The organism is Bacillus sp. JKS001846 (assembly GCF_900176455.1).
GTDB lineage: Bacteria > Bacillota > Bacilli > Bacillales > Bacillaceae_G > Bacillus_A > Bacillus_A cereus.
This window is the reverse complement of sequence record NZ_FWYG01000001.1, coordinates 2,882,723-2,903,026: the sequence shown is the minus strand read 5'-3', so window position 1 is coordinate 2,903,026 and position 20,304 is coordinate 2,882,723. Positions and strand designations below refer to the sequence as shown.

Genomic DNA, 20,304 nt, shown 5'->3' with positions numbered 1-20,304 from the left:
ATAAATAATGGTAGCTACTCTTTTTAAATATTCATCATAAAAAAACAAAACGATATTAATATGTAGAAAGAGGATCAAAATAAAGTAACATTGAAACCATAAAAACAAATGCAAAGAATCCAATTATAGAAAGAATATATTCCTTTGTTTCTCTGTTATACTTCCATTCCATCCATACGCGTAATAAGGAAATTGCTCCAAAATAAGTAAGTACAGCAATTCCTATATTAGCATTTTCTACTTTGAACAGATAAATAAAACTTACTATAAGATATATGATAAAAAGACCTATTTCTAATTTTACATGTAAACCATTTATATGTTTATATATCCAAACATTCCCCTTTGGCATATTTAATTTTTTCCTTAAAAACTTTTCTAAAAAATATCCTCCAATTATCATACTAATAACTATAATCCAAATAGTAGAGTTGCCCATTGCATTCCCTCCTATTAAATTAATTATGTTTTCGTAACAAAGTGGACTATATAATTTTTTAATGTTTCGATAATATCTTCATTTTCTTTATGCTTACTTCTTTAGTAGTAGTTTTATCAAGACATGTTTTATGTATTGTACAACAACAATCTATTTCCCATCCTTTTCTTCGGGATGTATAACTTTTTTCTTGCTATTTTTTCAAAATGAATGCAGATAGTACTCATAAAATTAATAGAGTTATTTTTCTAATTGACAAAAAAACTATCCTTTTATTTTCTTACTTTCATTTTCTCCGGCTGATCACTCGGATACGTAGCATTCTCTTTATTTTCAACGTCCCAACTAATTATAGTCGCACTATCACGTCCCAACTGATGATGCACGTGTTCTAAAACATTGTGAATATTTTCTTTAAGTGTTTTATCATTTCTGTTCATAGCATTATACAAATTTACAGGTATTTCATATCGGCGTTCCCCGCATTCTAATACTCCATCTGTCACCATTACAATTCGGTTCTTTCCAGTACGTAATTCACGAATACCTGATGAATAGCAAGGAACAGGTAAATCAAATGTGTTTACATTTCCAATCCATTCGTAAAAATGACGTTGATTTAATGCATATTGTCCTAACTTATGTAACTCTTCATGAAATACATACACTAAACAATCACCGATAGAAAGCCACCATATATAATTTTCTTTCCTTACACATAGTAAGCAAGCTGTTTCACCTTTAATTTTTTTGCACTTTTCCTTAAATGAAGATGCCTGAAAAATTGTCAGTATATGATTTTCAACAGATTGAAACACTGTATTAATTGGTTCATTCAAAATTACTTTTATATTTTCATATTCTTTTTCGATTGTATTTACTACTAAATCAACACTTTCTGCACTATTATGTCCATCTAATATAGCTGCAAATTCCCATTCACCATTTGACCAAACTAATGCACCATCTTCATTCTTTTTCGCTCCAGCACTTTTATTCCCGCCATATTTACCAAGTACAATATCACCATATTGTTTAACTGAAATTTCTCCTAAACACATTTCTATATTTCCAACCCATGAATATTGTGTATTATTTGTTGTATGCATACTCATTTACCATATACTTTCGTATTCTTTCACATAGTTTTTTTATTTTCTCTTCGTCACCATATGGTGCGCCAGTCCATTTCGCTATCTCGGTTGGTGACCAAAACTCTTTTGGTGTATTCGGATAACGCGGAATAATGTGCATATGCATATGTGGTACACCATTTCCTGAAACAAAAGTGTAAATATGCTCTGCACCTTCGCTTTCTTTTAGCGCTTTACTTACTCTACTTGTTATAAGTCCGAACGCTTTCGCTTCTTCATCTGTTAGTTCAGCAAGGCCAGGTACATGTCTTTTTATATCTATCATTACATAACCCAGGTATGTTTCTTCACTATCCCAGTGGACATGTCCAACGTAAACGAGTTCATCTTCGTAAATAGCTCCACCTGGAACTATAATATTTCCTATATGTTTTTTGCAAATGAAACAGTTTTGTTCTATTTGATTGTTTGTTGACATATCCATCACCTTCCTTTTCATATATAATATCACAAAAAAAGGAAAAACAGGTTTCGTATTCCGAATTTTCATTCTTTTGATACAACAATTTTTGAAATGAATTTACATCTCATTATTTCTTCAAAAACGCAATCCCAATTATAATCCCAATCACAATTCCGATTACTAAATTATTTGTAAAGTGCCCTTGAAATACACCAATTACAACTCCTATACCGACACCTATTGCCAAAGCATCATTTCTTTTTTTATTTTTAGCCAAAATTGCATCTCCTCCCATCATTTCTCCCTAAATAACATACATTTACTTGAATGTATTAATATAAGGACTATCTCGCTTAAATATTTCCAAAAAATGTACTGTAACTTTACATATAATATTTTCCATTTTCTGTACATACTCCTTTTATATTGGAAAATTTTCAAGTAACTATTAATTATACATAGGCATTTACTATAAGAAAGCTTCGTAATTTATTGAAGGAGGAACGATTCAAATGTATCCTCATTGGAATCCAAATATAAATCAACAGTATGTTTATTCCCCTCATCCCGCAAGGAATACATTGCATCATGATTCACAATATATGATGCAGCGTATTGCAAGTCTTGAAAATCAATTAACTAAATTAATCTCATTAATCGAGGAAAATAATCAATTAATTAAATCAATGGAACAACAAAAAAACCAAGTTTGTGCGCCAGCTGGAGGTTCTGTTATCGTTCGTATGTGATCTGGATGCAATAAAAAACACACTTTGTATTATAAAAGTGTGTTTTTTATTCATTATTTTCTTTTCGTATGGAACCCTTGTGTAATTCGATCTAATATAATTGCGATTACTACGATAGCTAATCCAGCTTCAAATCCCATTCCGATATTAACTTGTGTTACAGAGCGATATACATCAACTCCAAGTCCTGGAGCTCCTACAAGTGATGCTGTTACAACCATCGATAACGAAAGCATAATGCTTTGGTTCACACCAGCCATAATCGTTCCGGTTGCAAGTGGTAATTGTACTTTAAATAGTTTTTGTGATGCTGTGGATCCAAATGCATTCGCTGCTTCAATTAAATCTTCTGGAACTTGTCTAATTCCTAAGTCAGTAAAACGAATTGTCGGTGGCATTGCAAAGATTACTGATGCAATAATTCCAGGTACTACACCTACTCCGAAAAATGTAATCGCTGGAATAAGGTATACGAATGCAGGCATTGTTTGCATAAAATCTAATGTTGGTTTTAAAAATTTTGAGAAACGTTCATTTTGAGATGCTAATATACCAATTGGAATTCCGACAATAATTGAAATAATAACAGACGTAAGTACGAGTGCTAATGTTTGCATTGTTTGTGCCCAGTAGTTAATATTCAAAATAAATAATAATCCAATAAGCGTAAAAATGACTAAAGATAATTTCCTCGTTGTGTACCAAATGAGGAAACATAAGATAATAATCATCAATATGGCGGGTATTATTGTTAAAAAATTAGTGAGTAAATCAACAAATCCGCCAATAATATAAGAGAATCCTCGGAATAAGCCTTCAAAGTGCTCATATAAACTTGCAACAAATGAGTCGACCCATTCCCCTAATGGAATCCGCGGTATACTATTCATCGTCTTTCACCTCTTCCTCAATGTTTCCTGCAAGAGCTTGAATGACACTTTCACGTTTAATAATTCCTCTTAGCCTTTTCTTCTCATCGATTACTGGTAACGGATATTTCATCTCTGCCATTTTTGCATATGTCTCTTCCAGTAAAGTATCCAAATACACATGCGGAATATCATTAAGTAATAAATCAGCAATCGGCCACTGTTTTTGTACTGCTTTACTCGCATCATCCGCAGTTAATATACCTAAAAACTCATACTTTTTGTTTACAACATATACAGTTGAAACACCTGCATTCCTCATAATTTGAAGGGCTACACGAGGTCCACGATCAATTAATAAAGTTTCTGGTCGTTTTAAAATAGACTCCGCCGTAATTACTTTTCCTAAATTCACATCCGCAACAAACTTTTCTACAAATTCATTAGCGGGGCTCATCATAATTTCTTCTGGTGTTCCAATTTGGACGATTTCTCCATCTTTCATTAATGCGATACGATCTCCAATTCGAAGCGCTTCATCTAAATCATGCGTAATAAATATAATCGTTTTTTCCATTTTATCTTGTAACTCTAACAATTCATCTTGCATTTCTTTTCGAATAAGTGGATCTAATGCACTGAATGACTCGTCCATTAGTAATACATCTGGATTATTCGTTAGTGCCCTTGCGATTCCAACGCGCTGTTGCATACCACCACTAAGTTGACTTGGGTAATTATCTTTATGATGATCGAGTCCTACTAACTGTAGCGATTCTAACGCTTTTTTCTCTCGCTCTTCAACCGGAACTCCTTGTATTTCTAAACCATATGCAACATTTTGTATAACTGTACGATGCGGAAATAGAGCGAATTTCTGAAATACCATACTCATTTTCGTTCTTCTTACTCTCCGTAACTCTTCTTTTCCCATCGTTGCGATGTCTTCACCATCTATGTATATATGACCTGCAGTTGGTTTAATCAATTGATTTAACATACGAACTAGCGTAGATTTCCCGCTACCAGACAAACCCATAATAACGAAAATCTCTCCAGAGTAAACTTCAAACGTTGCTTTTTTCACCCCAACGTTCATTCCTGTCTCTTTTAAAATTTCCGATTTACTTTTTCCTTCTTTTAATAAGGAAAGGGCCCTTTGCGGATGTTTCCCGAATACTTTTGTTACGTTTTCAACACGCACCTTTGTATTATCCATGTCACTACTCCTTTTCTACCCATCTATTCACATAGTGTTGCGATTTTACAAAGAAATATTACATAAAAATGACATTCATAAGATTTCTTTAAAATTCTCGTTTCCGTTCATAATAAGAATGCTTACTTATACATTTATTTTATAAGGCAAACGTTACTTAGGAGGTTTTCGATGCGAAAGAAAATTTGGTTTATATGCCTTGCATTATTTATTACTATGATTTTCACTTCATGTAATGCAACAAATGCAAATTCGAAAGGAAAAATTAAACTTGGTGTAACAAGTTGGAAAGAAAATATTGCAACCGCAAACATGTGGAAAGTTTTATTAGAAGAAAAAGGCTACAAAGTTGAGCTCATGTATTTAGAAAAAGCCGCAATTTGGACTGGTGTCGCTCGTGGTGATGTTGATGCGAATTTAGAAGTATGGCTACCAGTTACAGATAAACCGCTAAACGATCGTTATAAAGATGATATTGTCTTAAAATCAAAATGGTACGAAGGTACTGGACTAGGTTTAGTCGTCCCTTCTTATATGAAAAACATAAACAGTATCGAAGATTTAAATGCTCATAAAGATGAACTAGAGAATAAAATTGTCGGTATCGAACCCGGTAGTAGTCTTATGAATTTAACGAATAAAGCAATGAAAGAATATGATATAAAACTAAAACTTGTCCAATCCTCTGAAGCTGCGATGATGAGTGAACTAAAGAAAGCATATACGAAAAAGAAACCAATCGCTGTTACGCTTTGGAATCCGCATTGGGGCTTTTCAGAATTTGACTTAAAATATTTAAAAGACCCTAAGAAAGTATATGGTGAAAAAGATGACATTTATTACTCTGTTCGTAAAGGTTTCGAAAAAGACCATCCGGATATCATAAAATACTTTGACAAATGGAAGATGAACGATGAACAGCTTGGTACATTAATGGTCGAGTTAAATAAAACGAAAGATCCCGAAGAAGCGGCGCGAAAATGGATTAAGAAGAATCAAGCGCTAGTTGATGAATGGATAAAAGATTAATAAAAATAGGCTAGAGGGTTAGCATATCCTCTAGCCTGTTTTTAACTTATTTTTTCGTAACAACGTTATCTACAATCCCATATGCCTTCGCTTCTTCTGCAGTCATAAAATAATCTCTTTCTGTATCATGTGCTACTCTTTCAATCGGTTGCCCCGTTTTTTCTGCAATCATTTTATTAATATCATGCTTTAACTTTAATATTCTTTTCGCAGTTATTTCAATTTCTGTTGCTTGCCCTTGTGCACCACCAAGCGGCTGATGAATCATAATTTCACTGTTAGGGAGAGCAAACCGTTTTCCTTTTGCTCCTGATAATAATAACAATGCACCGAATGATGCCGCAAAGCCCATGCATAGCGTTTGCACATCTGGTTTAATTAAATTCATCGTATCTAATATTGCAAAACCTGCTGTCGTTGAACCGCCAGGGCTATTGATGTATAAGAATATATCTTTTTCTGCATCTTCTGCTTCTAAAAATAATAATTGCGCTACGACACTACTCGCTACTTGATCATTAATTTCTGAGCCGATAATAATAATGCGGTCTTTTAATAACCTTGAATATATATCATAGGAACGTTCTCCTAATTTTGTTTGTTCTACTACATATGGAATTGCATTCATTTTAAATCCCTCCAATACTTGTTATGCTGCGTAAAGCATATAACTGTAGGAAGAAGGTTTTTTCACATTAAATAATAAGACTGGCTGTTTAGATGGTAATTTAGTAAAATCTATTGCCGGAAGAAGCTTCGTTAATAATTCTGGTCTTTCCTCACGAATAGATGTTACAACAACTTCAATATCCTCTGTGAATTCGACTATCTCAATCCCTTCTTCACTTACAGTTTTCAGCCTATTTCTACTCCGAAATAAAGAAGCTTTCACTGCACCTTCTGATACAGAACACACTTTAGCAATATCAGCGATACTATATTGAAAAACATCTTTTAATAATAAAATTGCGGATTGCTGTACATTTAATGAAGACAATACTTTCCCTACCATTTCATGCAAATCTGCAATGTTCTCATGTGGTTCTTCAAAAGTGATTTGTCCTCTTATTTTTTCATGAACAGACTTAGACTTCATCTGATCTAACCAACGATTTCTTGCTATTTTATAGACGAGTGTCATACAAATATCTTTATTTCTATATTTTCGAAGCACTTTACACACTGTTTCTTGGGCGAGATCTTCCCCATCCCATTTGTTTTTCGTTAAAAAAGTACAGTATCTTTTTAACTCTCCATATTGTTCAATTAAAAAGTTTATATTTGAATGATTCATATCGATATGATTCTTTAAAACATGAGTTACTTTTGTGCACAAAATAACCACTCCTTTTCAGCGCTTACTTAATAAACGATTCAACATTAAAAAAAGTTACGGGGATATAAAAAAATAATGTTTATGTTCAATAATTCGCGGTCATAAATATGTTAGGTACAATTTTACGTGAGAAGGAACAAATTTGCCAAAATTAACAATTGAAGGTGCGGGAACTTTTGATGTGAAAGAAGGAACAAAGTTAGTATTAGCAATTGAAGATAGCGGTGTCAACATTCTTCATCGTTGCGGCGGGAATGCACGTTGTACAACTTGTAGAGTAGAAATACTAGCAGGTGATTTCTGTGAAGCGAGTGCGAATGAGAAACATGCAATGACGGAAAAAGGAATTGAAGATCATTTACGATTATCTTGTCAAATGCGTGTACATAAAGATATAGTCGTTCGTCCGGTACTTACAGTTGAAAATTCAGGTCTTGATGCTGGGCCACGCCCGGCGGAGTAAAGTGATGAATTTAAAACAGCTCGCTGGCGAATATGCTGCTAACTTTGTAAATGATGGCATGAAAATTGGGCTTGGTACAGGTTCTACTGTATATTGGACAATACAAAAATTAGGTGAACGTGTAAAAGAAGGATTATCATTTCAAGCTGTACCAACATCAAAGGAAACTGAAGCATTAGCACAGCAACTAAATATCCCCCTAATTTCGTTAAACGACGTACAAAGCCTTGATCTTACAATTGATGGAGCGGATGAAATTGATTCAAATTTACAACTTATAAAAGGCGGTGGTGGTGCATTACTTCGTGAAAAAATCGTTGCCTCTTCCTCTAAAGAACTAATTATCATTGCTGATGAATCGAAATTTGTAACACATTTAGGTAATTTTCCATTACCTGTTGAAATCATCCCTTTTTCATGGAAACAAACCGAAAATAAAATTCAGTCTTTAGGGTGTCAAACAACGTTACGTTTGAAAAATGATGAAACTTATATAACCGATAACAATAACCTGATTATCGATTGTATATTCCCTAATCATATTTCTAATCCTGCCCATTTACACACCCAATTAAAAATGATTACTGGTGTAGTTGAAACAGGGTTGTTTATAAGTATGACGAGTACAGCAATTATTGGTACTAAAAATGGGATAAAGAAATTGTAATAAAAGCTAACTTTTTAAAGTTGGCTTTTTAGTATGTTCTTCTTCTCTTAATAGTGCTTTATTATGATATACTAGGAAAACGCAAACTGATTACACTAGAAAGGACTGAACATTTTGCAATCCAAACTTATAACAGAACTTGCTGATTTAGAAACTGCCTTTCATATTCGAAAAGAAGTATTTGTAAAAGAACAAGGTGTCCCTCTTGCAGATGAATTCGATACATTCGATGAAATCGGAGAGCAATGTAAACATATTTTAGTTTATTATCATGAACTTCCTGTAGGCACAGGTCGTATACGATTTGTTGATGGTGTCGGAAAATTAGAACGTATTTGTATTTTAAAAGATTATCGTACATACGGATTAGGTAAAGTCATCATTCAAACGTTAGAAGAACTTGCTCGTAACGAACAAGTTACGAAAGTGAAACTACACGGTCAAACACAAGCTGAAGGATTTTATAAAAAATTAGACTATGAAACTTCTTCTGATATATTTATGGAAGATGGCATTCCGCACATACTTATGACGAAAATGTTATCATAATAAAAAGGGTAGTATATGAATCTTATGTATTCATACACTACCCTTTTTTATTAATAGAAAAGTGAATTCTCAAGATTACCTTTTGCATCAAAGCCCATCATCTCTTAGTTCATACCTAAGTAAAGCTTACACTGTTTTCCATAATGATAATGCATAAATCCAGTTTGGATCACCATTTCCTTGATAACTCTGGACTGCTTCATATACTTTTCCTTCGTGTAGAACTCTATCTCCCTTTTTATATGCTTTTTTTGCATCCCACGCTTCATATGAAGCGCTTTCGGTTTTTGTAGTAATTGTGAATATATCACTCTGTACGGATTCATTTCCAGCTACATCAACAGCTTTCACTACATATTTATAAGTAGTATTAGCGAGCAGATTTTTATCCAAATAAGAAGTTGTATTGGATGTTGCAATCTTTTTCATTGATCCTTCTGTTTCTCTATAAATATCATAATGGTCTACACCAATATTATCGTCAGATGGACTCCACATTAAATCCACACTTGACGCTGTCGTTCCCATACTATGTAATCCTTTTGGTTGTGTTGGTGCTTCTGTATCAGGAGTCTCAACTGTCGTTTTTACTGTAAGCGCTGTACTTTCTGTCGATACATTGCCAGCTGCGTCAATTGCTTTTACAGTATAAGAGTATTCTGTACTTGGTTGTAACTTCTTATCAATAAAATGAGTCCCTGGTACTGTATCAATCATCTCTCCGTTACGGAAGATTTGATATCCTTTTACCCCTACATTATCCGTAGAAGCGTTCCATGTTAGTTCTACACTATTCGCTGTTACTTTTTGCGTCTGAAGTCCATTTGGAATACTTGGTGCTTCTATGTCTGGTTTCACATCATTAATAAGATTAACATCAATTACATTATAGAATGCATTTGCTGTATCAGCTACATCCCATACTGCTAAAATCACATGATATCCACTACGATCAGTAGGTACATTGATTTTATGAGTTAAATTATTTGAAGCTGCAGAACCATCATGTTGTACAGTTCCAATTGGTTCGAAATCTGCTCTTGTTAGCGCTTTATTTGGATTCCATCCTTTTTTAGTAATATAGTAATGCCACTTACTCGTTAAGTGAGGCGCAGTATACTTCCAAGTAAATGTATTTTCCCCACCAGTGATTGTATTTTTAAACCAACGATTTTCTGTTTGTTGATCTAAAATACCACCAAATTTTCCGCCTGCTGAAGCAATTTGTCCATCTACTGGACCACCTTGTGGGAACCCTTTTGGAGCTTCTAAACTTTGTGGTTCATACATAACACTTCCACAGTTTACATTTAGCGCACCATAAGTTGGACTACATAAAGCGGATCGGCTACCGGGCTTTTCAACAAAACCGTGCGCATAAGCATTTTGAGGAATAAGTGTCGTACTAATAATTCCAGCTGTTAATGCTACAACTCCTAAACTTTTTTTGTTCATTTTCATATTTTGTAGTTGTTTTAAAAATCGATTATTCATGTTCATGTCCCCTTCTTGTTATACTTTGTAGTGGAATGTGGGCTTTGATGTAAAAGAATAACAAGAGACAAACTTGTACCGATGTATGTGTTAATTATGCATACACCGCAGTGAAAATATATTTTTTCCTTGTGAAATATTTCACTTTATGAATATATCATGACATAGAACTCGCCTAAGCATGTGCAGAAGTTGTGCAGAAACAGTGAAATTATTACTAACATATAAAACCACATCCTGAAATCATAAAGTAAAACTTTAATTAGTTGGGGTTTTACGGTCGGTTAATACGGGATAAAATAAAAGTGTGCAGCAGAAATTGTAGACTTAGTTCTCAAAATTCACATTTAGTATTTTCATTTTTTCCATTTAAACAATTCTTCTCTTCTTACAACAGAAAAGTGTCTATATCATTTAATATAGACACTTTTTTCATGTATAACTTTATATTTATTACTGACCTACAAATGTAAAGATTTCATCAACAGCTTCTTTATATCCACCCGATGTTCGGAATGATTCCTTCAAATTCAAAGTAGCCTCTTTATATGAAGGGTTATTTAAAATTAACTCCACACTTTCACGCAATTTCTCCACGGTTAATTCATTCATATGTAATTGAACTCCTGCTCCAAGACTCTCCACTTGCTTTGCAATTGCTGGCTGATCTGCACTTTGCGGTATTACAACGAGCGGAACCCCGTTATATAATCCTTCATGCGTACTGTTCATCCCGCCGTGTGTAATAAATAGTTTCGTATAAGTAAGCAGTTCGGTTTGAGGCACATAGTTTTTCACAATGAAGTTTTTAGGGATTTCGCCTAGATCACTTATTTTTGTTTTATTACCAATAGACATAACAATTGTATGCTCACTATTCTCAAAGGCCTTCATACACAGTTTATAAAAGTCAATCGCTTCATTAAAAACAGTACCTAATGAAATATAAATCGGACTTTTTTCTTCAATTGAAGTAAAATCAACGTCTCTGTTTTTCATTTGTGCAGAGATAGATGGTCCTACAAATTTATATGTTTCATCAAACGTATCACCAAAAGGCTGAAACTCCTTAATTGTATACACAATAGTAAGAGGTGCAGGATTACAGAAAACTTCATACGATGATTTTATTTCAACACCATATTTTTCAGCAATTCCCTTCGTTAAGTTTTGAAAATCATTCTGTATTTTATCATGAATTTCTACTGGGATATTTTTTGACAGATGACCTAACATTTGCTCAAAGGATTTTTCATCCTGCGCAAAAGATGTGCATGAATTTATGGCTGGAAGTTTAAGAATTTGAGCAATTAAATGGCCACAACCAAACATAGAATCATGAATCATGTAATCAAAATGTTCACCTTCAATTTGTTCTAGAACGCTAGATATTACAATATCCGCTGTATGTAGAAGGCCGTTTATTCTTTCCTGTAAATAATTTCTGCCTCCAGATAGAAACGCTTTTATAAATTTTTGATCATCAATCGTTCGTACAGTAGCACCTGTCTTCTCAATCCGATCCCTGAAAGCTTCTATTGAAAAATAAACGACCTCTTCACCACGAGAAATCAATTCTTCTACAACTTGTAAAGTTGGATTTATATGTCCTTCTGATCCAGCGTTAATAAATAAAACACGCGCCATAATAAACACTCCTTACGTTAAATCGTTTCTATGTTGGCAAGAGTACGGATTTTCTCCATACTCTTTTCTTAGTTGTTCGTAGCATGTTCCTACTAAATTGACCTAGCGAGTCTAAAACCGAGATCATCTATATGAAATGTAGGATGGCTTCGACGACGACAAGTAGCGCCGCACCCTCTCGCTGTTTCAGCCCAACTACCACCACGAAAAATGCGATATGATCCGTACACTGTTTCATCATACAAATCATAACACCATTCCCAAACGTTCCCTAGCATATCATAAAGTCCCCATGCATTCGGTTCTTTTTGGCCAACGTCATGAATCTCTCCATTTGAATTTTCATTATACCACGCTATATCATGAAGTTTCCCGTATGTATATCCGGTTGTACTTGCTTTACATGCATATTGCCACTCTGCCTCACATGGTAATCGGTAGCCATTTGAATCTAAATTACATTTCACAATTTGACCACCATCACTAATAGAATAATATTCTTTTAATCCCGCTTTTTTTGAAAGTACATTACAAAACGCAATGGCATCGTTCCATGAAATATTGACAACTGGTTTATGATTTTTATCAAAATTATTTAATGGACTATTTGTAATAGCATCATATAGTTCCATTGTTACAGCATACTTCGCAAGAAGAAATGGTTGAATTTGCACTAGCCATTCTTTTTTTATTCGATCATCTCTTAATACTACCTCTCCAGCTGGAATATTTACCATTAATGAATCGATTGTTTGAATTAAATCATTAGTCATTTTCTATTCCTCCAAACGTTCATTTTATATGAATTTATAGTCATATACTCATTACAAAATACAATTTTCAAAAAGCGTTAAATTTTTCATAATAAAAAACGATTAGTTTAATTAAACTAATCGGTAAGATCCAAAAAGAATTGTTGTGTCACATTGTATTATTATATGTGCTCTAAAAATTTCCGAACCTCATTTGGAGATTTTAAAACAATAACCTTTTTCTCTTCGGACAATTGCTCTAACCCTTTTAAAATTGTAGGTCGTTTAGCATTAGGATATTTCCATATCCATTTAAAAAATTGCAAATCAAATCTTTCTTCACATCCCGCGCCCATATCTGGTCTTGTTTTATTCCGGTATTTTACAATTCTTTTAAACGCACGATAAATACAAATTGTTCTATGAATATCAAGGAAGATAATTGTATCAGCTGCATTCAGTCTGATATCCATCGTCCCGCCATAATTCCCATCAATAATCCACTTCTCATCTTTAATTAAGTTATTTTGAACTGCTATTTGTTCTTCTCTCGGAACACCTTCCCAATTCGGTTTCCAAAATAATGCATCAAGATGATGCACCTTAATATTTAATTTATTTCCTAACTGCCTTGCTAATGTAGATTTTCCTGAACCACCAGAACCAATTAATATTATTTTTTTCATACCTTTACGATACATTCTATAACTTCTTCAATAGCTTCCTTATTAGCAAAAATCCAGAAGAACATTTCTTCATTTAACTTTAATAAATCTGGTAACTGGACAAAATAAGCAATAAAGATAATTTGAATTGAAAGCATAACATACCAAATAGCTTTTAGTTCTTCTTTCGTTAAATCATTTTGTTTATAATAACCTTCAAAGACTTTGCTAACGATATGTAACCATTTCCCTCTTAATCTTTCATTACTAAATAGCTCGCTTAATACACTTGTACAGCAATAACATAGATCGAATATTTTTACATTATTTTCTAAAATCTCAAAATCTATAAACCCTTCCAGTTTATCATCTTTAAAGATTACATTTGATAGATGCATATCACGATGAATAATTTGTCTCGGTAATGAATGGACCGTTTCCTTGAAAGCTGCGTGCATTCGCTCCATCTTTTGAATTACCTCTCGATGAACATACTCATTCTTTTCTAAAATCGGTATAGCCCATTCAAATACCATCTTATATAAATCTCTTTTTATTAACTCATGGTCACTATTCACCGCATGTAATGCTTTGTGCAGATTAGCTATTTCTTCTCCAATTGTACTTGCTAGCCTTTCCAGCTTATTCGTATCTTTTATTTCTAAAACACTTCCGGCAACATACTCATATAAGCAATAATATTTTTCTTTATATAATACATATTGTTCATCATTTTCTGTCTTTACTACTCTCTGTACTTTAATTCCCTTTTCATACAGTTGCTTCAAAACATCGAATTCAACTAGAAGTTGCTTTATCGATCCCGTTCTCTTTAAAATGTACTCTTTATTCTTGCATAAAACCTTCGCTACTTTTGGTTGCATTACAGTAGCTGTGACATGTTCATTTCGAAACCAAAGCTTTGCAATTTCCAGTGCTTGTTCCATTTACAAATACCCCTTTTACAATTCTTATTTCTTCCGAAAAATAACCTCACACAGTATTCCCACTCCAACACCAATTGTATAAGCCACTACATCACTCCACAAAAAACCGTATCCCAACACGAGTCCCCCCAAAGTCGTTGCACGAATGCTATCTATCCATTCCGCATGATACAATTGGCTCGCTTCAATCCCGTAGCAAAACATTAAACTAATAAAAGCCAACTTCTTCGTCTCTGTTTTAGGAAACAAAAATCCAAAGCCAGTGAAAATCATTAATGCCCATAATGCATCACCTAAATAATCATTTAATAGATGTGGTAGTGCAAAAGCAAACTTTCTTGAGCTAAGACCTAAAATAATAACAACTATAGTAAATAGTGCATATACTACTCTATTTCGTTTCATATTCATTTTAAAGTCTCCTAATATGTAATGTAAAACTGTAAATAGCTAGTAAAACAAAGTTATTTTACTAGCTATTTATTGATTGCTTTTATGATAAGAAAATGTGGATTCATATTTAAATAATGATATGATTTTTCGCTTACTTCTTTCATTTTTTCAATTGCCTTCGGTTCCACTATCTCTTCTAATACAAAATAATTTGTAGTTTCATTTAGTATGTCTTGTAATGATCTTCTAAAAAACTTGACTTCAATAGTAATATTCGGTTTAACCCAAGTATCTATTAATAACTGTTTTTCAAAATAATTTTCACATGGAAACTTTGTGAAATCCATAAAAGGATGATGAATAGAATAAATAAGTTCTCCACCTGGCTTCAATACACGACGAAATTCTTGAAATACTTGATTCCAATTTTCTATATAATGAAGAGTTAATGAACTTACAATCACATCATACGTATTATCTTCAAATGGCAATGTTTCTTGCAGATCATGACAAAGGAACGTCGCTTCTTCTCCTATATTTTCTTTTGCTGCTTTTACCATTTCAGGACTTACATCAATTGCTGTAACATTTGCTCCTCTTCCTATGAATTGAGAAGTATACCATCCAGCTGCACATCCAGCATCTAATATCTTTTTTCCTTCTAGTTCCTTTGGAATAAGCTCCATCATCGCCGGTCTTTCATAATAACTGTTATATGGATTTGCGAAATCTAGATTTTCTTTATATGTACTCGCTAATTTATCATACGTATCTTTAATCGAATCTTTCATTACACACACTCCTAATACATATTAACCCATTAACTCCTGCTGCTTTTTCTTTGAAAATGATTGTAGTACTAAATCATACGACCAATCAATCATTTTATTAATTTGCTCCTGCTCTATACCCTTATGAATATAAACGGTATTCCAATGTTTTTTATTCATATGATACCCTGGAATAATTGTTTCTGGATAATCTTCTCTTATTCTTAATGCGACTTCTGGATCACACTTCAATGTAATCGCAGCCTTTTCACCTTCTTCATGATTTACTATCGCAAATATTTTATTATTAAGCCTCATACATGTTGCACTCCAGCCATCTGGAGAATCTTCTGTCGCTTTTCTTTTCGATAAACAGTACGCTCTTGTTGCATTCATTTTAATTGGCACCTCTTATTCTTTCCCTGTTTGATTACGATGCATCACAATTTGCTTCGTTGCTTGAAATTGCTGCTCACCGTAAAACTTTATTAGCTTCTCTCCGCAAAATAGACTAACAATATCAATATGAGATATTTCTCGAAGTAACATTGTAAGCATTTTCTCTCCAATACCTTTATTTCTTACATTCTCATGTACGACAACATCTTCAATGTATGCTCGAAAAACACCATCAGAAACGACTCTAGCAAATCCAACTAATTCATTTTCTTCCCATACTCCAATGGCTATACTATTCTTTAACATTTTTTCAATATCGACTTCTTTTCTTTCTGGCCACCAACCGACAGAATCATAAAGCTTCTTAATTTTTTCTGCACAGATTGGTTGTTCTTGTTGCAATTTATACGTGTACATATGCTTTCTCCCATCAATCAGTATACATAATATTATTATAATCTCTTTTCAAAAAAGTGCTGACTATGACCTTTTGGATGATCTTCAACGATACCATACTCTCGGTAACCGTGCTTTTTATAAAATTCTGGCGCTTGAAAACTAAATGAATCTAGCAATATTAATCTGCACCCTTTTTCCTTCGCAATTTCTTCAATTTTATGTAACAGTTGACTACCATAACCGTCATGACGAACTGATTTATCAACCCATAAAAAGTCGATATGAAGATGATAAAAATACATCGTACCTGTTACACCACCAAATATTTTTCCTTCTTCATTTTTTACTACGAGGCTTACTTTTTCCATCGGCTGTTTTACTTCATCTGTTAAGATGGACATATTATATTGAATGACTTTATTTTTAATGTATTCTCCTTCAATACGTGTACCGTTCTCTATATGTTTCATATACATTGCTTCCTTTCAACTTAGTAAGCTACATTTTATTTTTCCCCTTTAAAATACTAATCAAAACGAATCCACCATATGTAACAAAGCATGAAAAGCCAATTATCCCTGGTACAGAGACATAGCCTACCCTTATGTAATTTATAACTGCAAAACAAGCGATAGACAATAAAATAGATGGCCAAAATATAACAGCTATTTTTCTTCGCTCTCGTTTCGATGTACTTTCTTTCTCTTCAGAAACACGTGTGCCAAAAAGCAATACAATACAAATAAGGATCGCTGCAAAGTAAATTGTATCTAATGACAAATTGTGATCATATAGGGCGATTCCAACTTCAAGAGCAATAATCGTTAAAATTAAAATAATGATTGTTAAAGTCTTTAAGTTTCTTTTCAATCGCTCACTCCTAGCATGCTTTCACTATATTCTTTGTATATGTACTTTAAAACTACTGCAAAAGCTTCATCTACCTCTTTATTTTCACGGCGATTCGGTAAATCTTTTCCCCCAATCACATAAAGAAGTGGAAATTCGTTAAACATTCCTATTATACCAATATTTATTGTAGCTGTGAGTAATCCACCTGTCATATGAGTTATATGATAATATGGAATTTCTTCATACTCTCCTTGCTGTCTTACCATGCCGCTAATAATTGGTTCCCATAATTCTGGTTCTGATTTATAACCTTGAAAGGTTTGTATGAAAAGGGCAAGAACTTCACTTAATTCTCCAACATTCTTCTCATCTCTAGCATTCTCTTGTATATGAATTTTTGAAAAGTACGTTTGTGCGTACATTTTCACAGCATCCCATCCACCACAGTGCATTACAACTGACTGTGCAACGTAACTATCATGACAAGCAATCATTACCTCTACCGCTTGACTAAGTGTTAAAGAAGTTCTTCCTTGTAAATGCGGATATAACTGCGCACTATCTTCATGTGGATTAAATTTAATGTAATGAAGTATATCATTCCAATTATGTTTATTTTCCTTCACCATTTGCGTTACTACAAATCCAATGACTAATTTTGCTGCTGATGCTAACGGAATATTTAATTCACTATTATACGAAGCAACTATACGATTATTTTTTGTAGAATAAATTGCCATTCCCACATAATTAGATTGTACCTCTTTTATTTTATTTATAACAGTTTCCATTTCTATCCCTCTTTTTATATCGTTATATTAACTTCTAATATTTCAACATTGAATGTAAAAAACCTTTTCATTAGCTATTAAAATAAGAAAAAGGTAGCATGAATTTTTTCTTGCTACCGAAAAATATTTATTCTTCTATAGGATTTTCAGGACCGTTAAGTTCCAGCTGATAAAAAGCTAAATCTAGCCATTTATTAAACTTATAACCAGCTTTTTTTATTGTTCCTGCATGAACAAATCCATAGTTTTGATGCAAGGCAATACTTTTCTCATTCTCTGCATCAATTCCAGCAATTAAGGTCATATACTCTCTTTCCTTTGCAATTTTGATTAATTCTTTCATTAATGAAGACCCAATGCCATTTTTTCTATATGCCTTATCTACATACACAGAATGTTCAACTGAATATTTATAAGCAGGCCACGCTCTAAATGGGCCGAATGTCGCAAATCCTACTACTTTATTATCTAATTCATATACGATAATTGGATACTCTTCAGCCTTTTTTTGTTCATACCAATCTATTCTATTTTCAAGGGTTACAGGTTTATACGCATATACAGCTGTTGTATAAAGTATCGCATCGTTATAAATATCTAAAATGTATGCTAAATCTTTTTTCGTTGCTTCCCTTATCATTATTTTCTTCCTTTCATCATGTTCACCTTATTTTACTATCTTTTTAATAGTTTTATTTTATCGAAATTTCCGATTTTTATCTACATACGAATACTAGCTTTTCGGAAACCATCAAATATATTTATTGCAGCAGATAACATGTAGAAGAAAATTCCTCCCCCAATGAGCCACGTTTTAAACTCCTCTGAGGAAATAGTAAATGCATTTGCCAAATACGTAATAAACCCTGCGTTAAATACATGTGGATTTACTACAATTACAATGAATACTATCGTCCCAGCTATTTGAAGAATAGCATTCCCAATCGCCAATCTTTGCGTCCATTGTCCCTGCACTAATTTATAAAGGGATATACATATTTCAAAAACGATCATAATTACAACGATTGGCCAGTACTGCAATAAAACATCTTGATTAAAAGTTGGCGAGACAAACTTCAGTCCATTTGCCGTACCGTTATATACGCCAACAAGATAATTCGCATAAAAGTAAAGTGTAGCCCAAACTGCTGTCCACATTAAACCTCCAAAAACTTCAAACTTCGAGATTGCTTTTTTCTTTGGGATATACGAGATGTTTTTCAAATCATCTGGTGTCCATTTTTTTAAACTTGTCGTCAACGGCTCGATACCTTTGTCTTTATCTGTTCTTTCTAAAATAACAAACACAACTGTCAACCAGAAAAATACATGGAGGCTCACTTCAAAAATTTCCCCAATGCCTTTACCTATCAATTGTAAAATAACATTTAATACCGCTTGATCACCACTATAGCCTATAAAATTTTCTGCAACCATTGATATGAGTGCAATGACAGCTGCGATTGGTATAATCATTTTTAACAACGTTGTATATACATCAAAATAACGTGGTCCAATTAAATGCATCGGTCTATCCAAATAACCATTAGCCAATGAAACCGGACTCCCCAATTTTTCGAGAACGCTCTTTACATCTTTCTCATTATAATCTTCAGGTAACATATCATCTATAGTTGACCTTAGTTCAAGTGTAATATCTTCACGATTTTTTTCAGGTAATCTCTTCGCAACCTCTTGGATATAGAGATCAATTAAATTCATTCTCTTCCTCCTCCTTTAATAAGTTATAAAGTTCTTTCGAATCCTTTATCCATTCTTTTTTCAACTGCAAAAATATTTCTAATCCATAATCACTTAAAACATAATACTTACGAGGTCTACTCTCCGTTTTATCCCAACTACTCGTCACTAATTCCTGCTTTTCTAATCGGCGAAGTAGTGGATATAAAGTACTTTGATCAATTGTAACCCCTGATTGCTCTAATAAGTGGACAAGTGAATATCCGTACTGCGGCGTTCTTAATTGACTTAAAACAGCTAACGTTAATGTCCCTCTTCTTAACTCAGTAATTAACGAATTTAATAAAGTATCCATTCACTCACCTCATTTCCATTACTATATGTCATACAGTATGTGTTTTATACTATGTATCGTACAGTATTAATGTGACAAAAACTATAATTTTTTACCAAAAAACAGATAATGAACAGCTCAAATTATATGATTTGTGCTTTTTTAGCTAAGTTATATATAACACTCTATAAGGTAACAACCTTAACTACTAATTTTGAAGTTCCAGTAATGCTATATTAAGTTACAAATATCGTATACATATGATGTGAACATAACATCTCAC

The 20,304-nt window shown here is 33.2% G+C and carries 28 protein-coding genes; 5 read left to right on the top strand and 23 right to left on the bottom strand.

The genetic code is table 11. From position 1 onward, the window contains the following. Positions 1 to 55: 55 nt before the first annotated feature. The 4 genes from B9A45_RS15670 to B9A45_RS15655 all read right to left on the bottom strand — a co-directional run bounded on the left by B9A45_RS15670 (position 56) and on the right by B9A45_RS15655 (position 2,291). Positions 56 to 439, bottom strand: coding sequence for a DUF4181 domain-containing protein (locus B9A45_RS15670; protein ID WP_000528450.1), 384 nt, complete (start codon positions 437 to 439; stop codon positions 56 to 58). Between the two features lie 272 nt (positions 440 to 711). Then, positions 712 to 1,548: a PP2C family serine/threonine-protein phosphatase gene (locus B9A45_RS15665; protein WP_000557602.1), complete on the bottom strand. Its 837-nt coding sequence runs from the start codon at positions 1,546 to 1,548 to the stop codon at positions 712 to 714. Then, complete coding sequence (locus B9A45_RS15660; protein ID WP_002005170.1) at positions 1,532 to 2,032, bottom strand: HIT family protein; 501 nt, start codon at positions 2,030 to 2,032, stop codon at positions 1,532 to 1,534. The genes B9A45_RS15665 and B9A45_RS15660 overlap by 17 nt, the downstream gene beginning before the upstream one ends. A gap of 91 nt (positions 2,033 to 2,123) precedes the next feature. After that, the gene (locus B9A45_RS15655) at positions 2,124 to 2,291 is read right to left on the bottom strand and encodes a hypothetical protein (protein WP_000508401.1); all 168 of its coding nucleotides are present in this window, start codon (positions 2,289 to 2,291) and stop codon (positions 2,124 to 2,126) included. 217 nt (positions 2,292 to 2,508) lie between these two features. Between B9A45_RS15655 and B9A45_RS31685 the strand changes: the two genes are divergently transcribed. Beyond that, positions 2,509 to 2,745: a hypothetical protein gene (locus B9A45_RS31685; RefSeq protein ID WP_000283222.1), complete on the top strand. Its 237-nt coding sequence runs from the start codon at positions 2,509 to 2,511 to the stop codon at positions 2,743 to 2,745. Between the two features lie 53 nt (positions 2,746 to 2,798). Here B9A45_RS31685 and B9A45_RS15645 read toward each other — a convergent pair whose 3' ends face one another. Next, positions 2,799 to 3,635, bottom strand: a complete 837-nt coding sequence (locus B9A45_RS15645; RefSeq protein ID WP_001084760.1) for an ABC transporter permease — start codon at positions 3,633 to 3,635, stop codon at positions 2,799 to 2,801. Further along, a complete protein-coding gene (locus tag B9A45_RS15640; RefSeq protein ID WP_000370606.1) occupies positions 3,628 to 4,833 on the bottom strand; it encodes a quaternary amine ABC transporter ATP-binding protein in 1,206 nt (401 codons plus the stop codon). Before B9A45_RS15640 ends, B9A45_RS15645 begins: the two co-directional genes overlap by 8 nt. 171 nt (positions 4,834 to 5,004) lie before the next feature. Between B9A45_RS15640 and B9A45_RS15635 the strand changes: the two genes are divergently transcribed. After that, complete coding sequence (locus B9A45_RS15635; protein WP_001227619.1) at positions 5,005 to 5,862, top strand: glycine betaine ABC transporter substrate-binding protein; 858 nt, start codon at positions 5,005 to 5,007, stop codon at positions 5,860 to 5,862. Positions 5,863 to 5,908: 46 nt separating this feature from the next. Here the strand turns inward: B9A45_RS15635 and clpP are convergent, their stop codons facing one another. Further along, positions 5,909 to 6,490: an ATP-dependent Clp endopeptidase proteolytic subunit ClpP gene (gene clpP, locus B9A45_RS15630; protein ID WP_000991611.1), complete on the bottom strand. Its 582-nt coding sequence runs from the start codon at positions 6,488 to 6,490 to the stop codon at positions 5,909 to 5,911. 21 nt (positions 6,491 to 6,511) lie between these two features. Further along, entirely contained in the window at positions 6,512 to 7,198 is a 687-nt protein-coding gene (locus tag B9A45_RS15625; protein WP_084064229.1) for an RNA polymerase subunit sigma-70, read from the bottom strand. 142 nt (positions 7,199 to 7,340) lie between these two features. Here B9A45_RS15625 and B9A45_RS15620 point away from each other — a divergent pair, with 142 nt between their 5' ends. The 3 genes from B9A45_RS15620 to B9A45_RS15610 all read left to right on the top strand — a co-directional run bounded on the left by B9A45_RS15620 (position 7,341) and on the right by B9A45_RS15610 (position 8,877). Next, complete coding sequence (locus tag B9A45_RS15620; protein WP_001125388.1) at positions 7,341 to 7,661, top strand: 2Fe-2S iron-sulfur cluster-binding protein; 321 nt, start codon at positions 7,341 to 7,343, stop codon at positions 7,659 to 7,661. 4 nt (positions 7,662 to 7,665) lie between these two features. Next, positions 7,666 to 8,328 carry a ribose 5-phosphate isomerase A gene (gene rpiA / locus B9A45_RS15615; RefSeq protein ID WP_001049986.1) on the top strand — a complete coding sequence of 221 codons (663 nt, stop codon included), beginning with the start codon at positions 7,666 to 7,668 and terminating at the stop codon, positions 8,326 to 8,328. 114 nt (positions 8,329 to 8,442) lie between these two features. After that, the gene (locus tag B9A45_RS15610; RefSeq protein ID WP_001190864.1) at positions 8,443 to 8,877 is read left to right on the top strand and encodes a GNAT family N-acetyltransferase; all 435 of its coding nucleotides are present in this window, start codon (positions 8,443 to 8,445) and stop codon (positions 8,875 to 8,877) included. A gap of 126 nt (positions 8,878 to 9,003) precedes the next feature. On the opposite strand, the gene B9A45_RS15605 is transcribed toward B9A45_RS15610, so the two are convergent. The 15 genes from B9A45_RS15605 to B9A45_RS15535 form a co-directional block, all read right to left on the bottom strand. Beyond that, the gene (locus B9A45_RS15605; protein WP_001065165.1) at positions 9,004 to 10,371 is read right to left on the bottom strand and encodes a lytic polysaccharide monooxygenase; all 1,368 of its coding nucleotides are present in this window, start codon (positions 10,369 to 10,371) and stop codon (positions 9,004 to 9,006) included. Between the two features lie 453 nt (positions 10,372 to 10,824). Further along, positions 10,825 to 12,018, bottom strand: coding sequence for a macrolide family glycosyltransferase (locus B9A45_RS15600; protein ID WP_084064228.1), 1,194 nt, complete (start codon positions 12,016 to 12,018; stop codon positions 10,825 to 10,827). Between the two features lie 92 nt (positions 12,019 to 12,110). Next, positions 12,111 to 12,791: a formylglycine-generating enzyme family protein gene (locus tag B9A45_RS15595; protein ID WP_000180359.1), complete on the bottom strand. Its 681-nt coding sequence runs from the start codon at positions 12,789 to 12,791 to the stop codon at positions 12,111 to 12,113. A 161-nt stretch (positions 12,792 to 12,952) separates the two neighbouring features. After that, the gene (locus tag B9A45_RS15590) at positions 12,953 to 13,456 is read right to left on the bottom strand and encodes a DNA topology modulation protein (RefSeq protein WP_000720552.1); all 504 of its coding nucleotides are present in this window, start codon (positions 13,454 to 13,456) and stop codon (positions 12,953 to 12,955) included. Continuing rightward, on the bottom strand, positions 13,453 to 14,382 hold the full coding sequence (locus B9A45_RS15585) for a phosphotransferase enzyme family protein (protein WP_084064227.1): 930 nt from the start codon (positions 14,380 to 14,382) through the stop codon (positions 13,453 to 13,455). The genes B9A45_RS15590 and B9A45_RS15585 overlap by 4 nt, the downstream gene beginning before the upstream one ends. Before the next feature lie 24 nt (positions 14,383 to 14,406). Next, positions 14,407 to 14,793, bottom strand: coding sequence for a ribosomal maturation YjgA family protein (locus B9A45_RS15580; protein ID WP_001056436.1), 387 nt, complete (start codon positions 14,791 to 14,793; stop codon positions 14,407 to 14,409). 65 nt (positions 14,794 to 14,858) lie between these two features. Beyond that, positions 14,859 to 15,566, bottom strand: coding sequence for a class I SAM-dependent methyltransferase (locus tag B9A45_RS15575; protein WP_000655256.1), 708 nt, complete (start codon positions 15,564 to 15,566; stop codon positions 14,859 to 14,861). 21 nt (positions 15,567 to 15,587) lie between these two features. Further along, positions 15,588 to 15,941, bottom strand: a complete 354-nt coding sequence (locus B9A45_RS15570) for an MmcQ/YjbR family DNA-binding protein (RefSeq protein WP_000994623.1) — start codon at positions 15,939 to 15,941, stop codon at positions 15,588 to 15,590. Positions 15,942 to 15,956: 15 nt separating this feature from the next. Next, positions 15,957 to 16,361 (bottom strand): GNAT family N-acetyltransferase, encoded by a 405-nt coding sequence (locus B9A45_RS15565; protein ID WP_000288971.1) that lies wholly within the window; start codon positions 16,359 to 16,361, stop codon positions 15,957 to 15,959. A gap of 35 nt (positions 16,362 to 16,396) precedes the next feature. Beyond that, positions 16,397 to 16,813 carry a GNAT family N-acetyltransferase gene (locus tag B9A45_RS15560; RefSeq protein WP_000680418.1) on the bottom strand — a complete coding sequence of 139 codons (417 nt, stop codon included), beginning with the start codon at positions 16,811 to 16,813 and terminating at the stop codon, positions 16,397 to 16,399. A gap of 28 nt (positions 16,814 to 16,841) precedes the next feature. Then, positions 16,842 to 17,213, bottom strand: coding sequence for a hypothetical protein (locus B9A45_RS15555; protein WP_000827980.1), 372 nt, complete (start codon positions 17,211 to 17,213; stop codon positions 16,842 to 16,844). Next, a complete protein-coding gene (locus tag B9A45_RS15550) occupies positions 17,210 to 17,986 on the bottom strand; it encodes a serine hydrolase (protein ID WP_000450752.1) in 777 nt (258 codons plus the stop codon). Before B9A45_RS15550 ends, B9A45_RS15555 begins: the two co-directional genes overlap by 4 nt. A 127-nt stretch (positions 17,987 to 18,113) precedes the next feature. Next, positions 18,114 to 18,626, bottom strand: a complete 513-nt coding sequence (locus B9A45_RS15545) for a GNAT family N-acetyltransferase (RefSeq protein WP_000617511.1) — start codon at positions 18,624 to 18,626, stop codon at positions 18,114 to 18,116. A gap of 80 nt (positions 18,627 to 18,706) precedes the next feature. Further along, positions 18,707 to 19,708: an HAAS signaling domain-containing protein gene (locus B9A45_RS15540; protein ID WP_001048878.1), complete on the bottom strand. Its 1,002-nt coding sequence runs from the start codon at positions 19,706 to 19,708 to the stop codon at positions 18,707 to 18,709. Continuing rightward, positions 19,695 to 20,042 (bottom strand): PadR family transcriptional regulator, encoded by a 348-nt coding sequence (locus B9A45_RS15535; RefSeq protein WP_084064226.1) that lies wholly within the window; start codon positions 20,040 to 20,042, stop codon positions 19,695 to 19,697. Before B9A45_RS15535 ends, B9A45_RS15540 begins: the two co-directional genes overlap by 14 nt. Between the last annotated feature and the right edge of the window lie 262 nt (positions 20,043 to 20,304).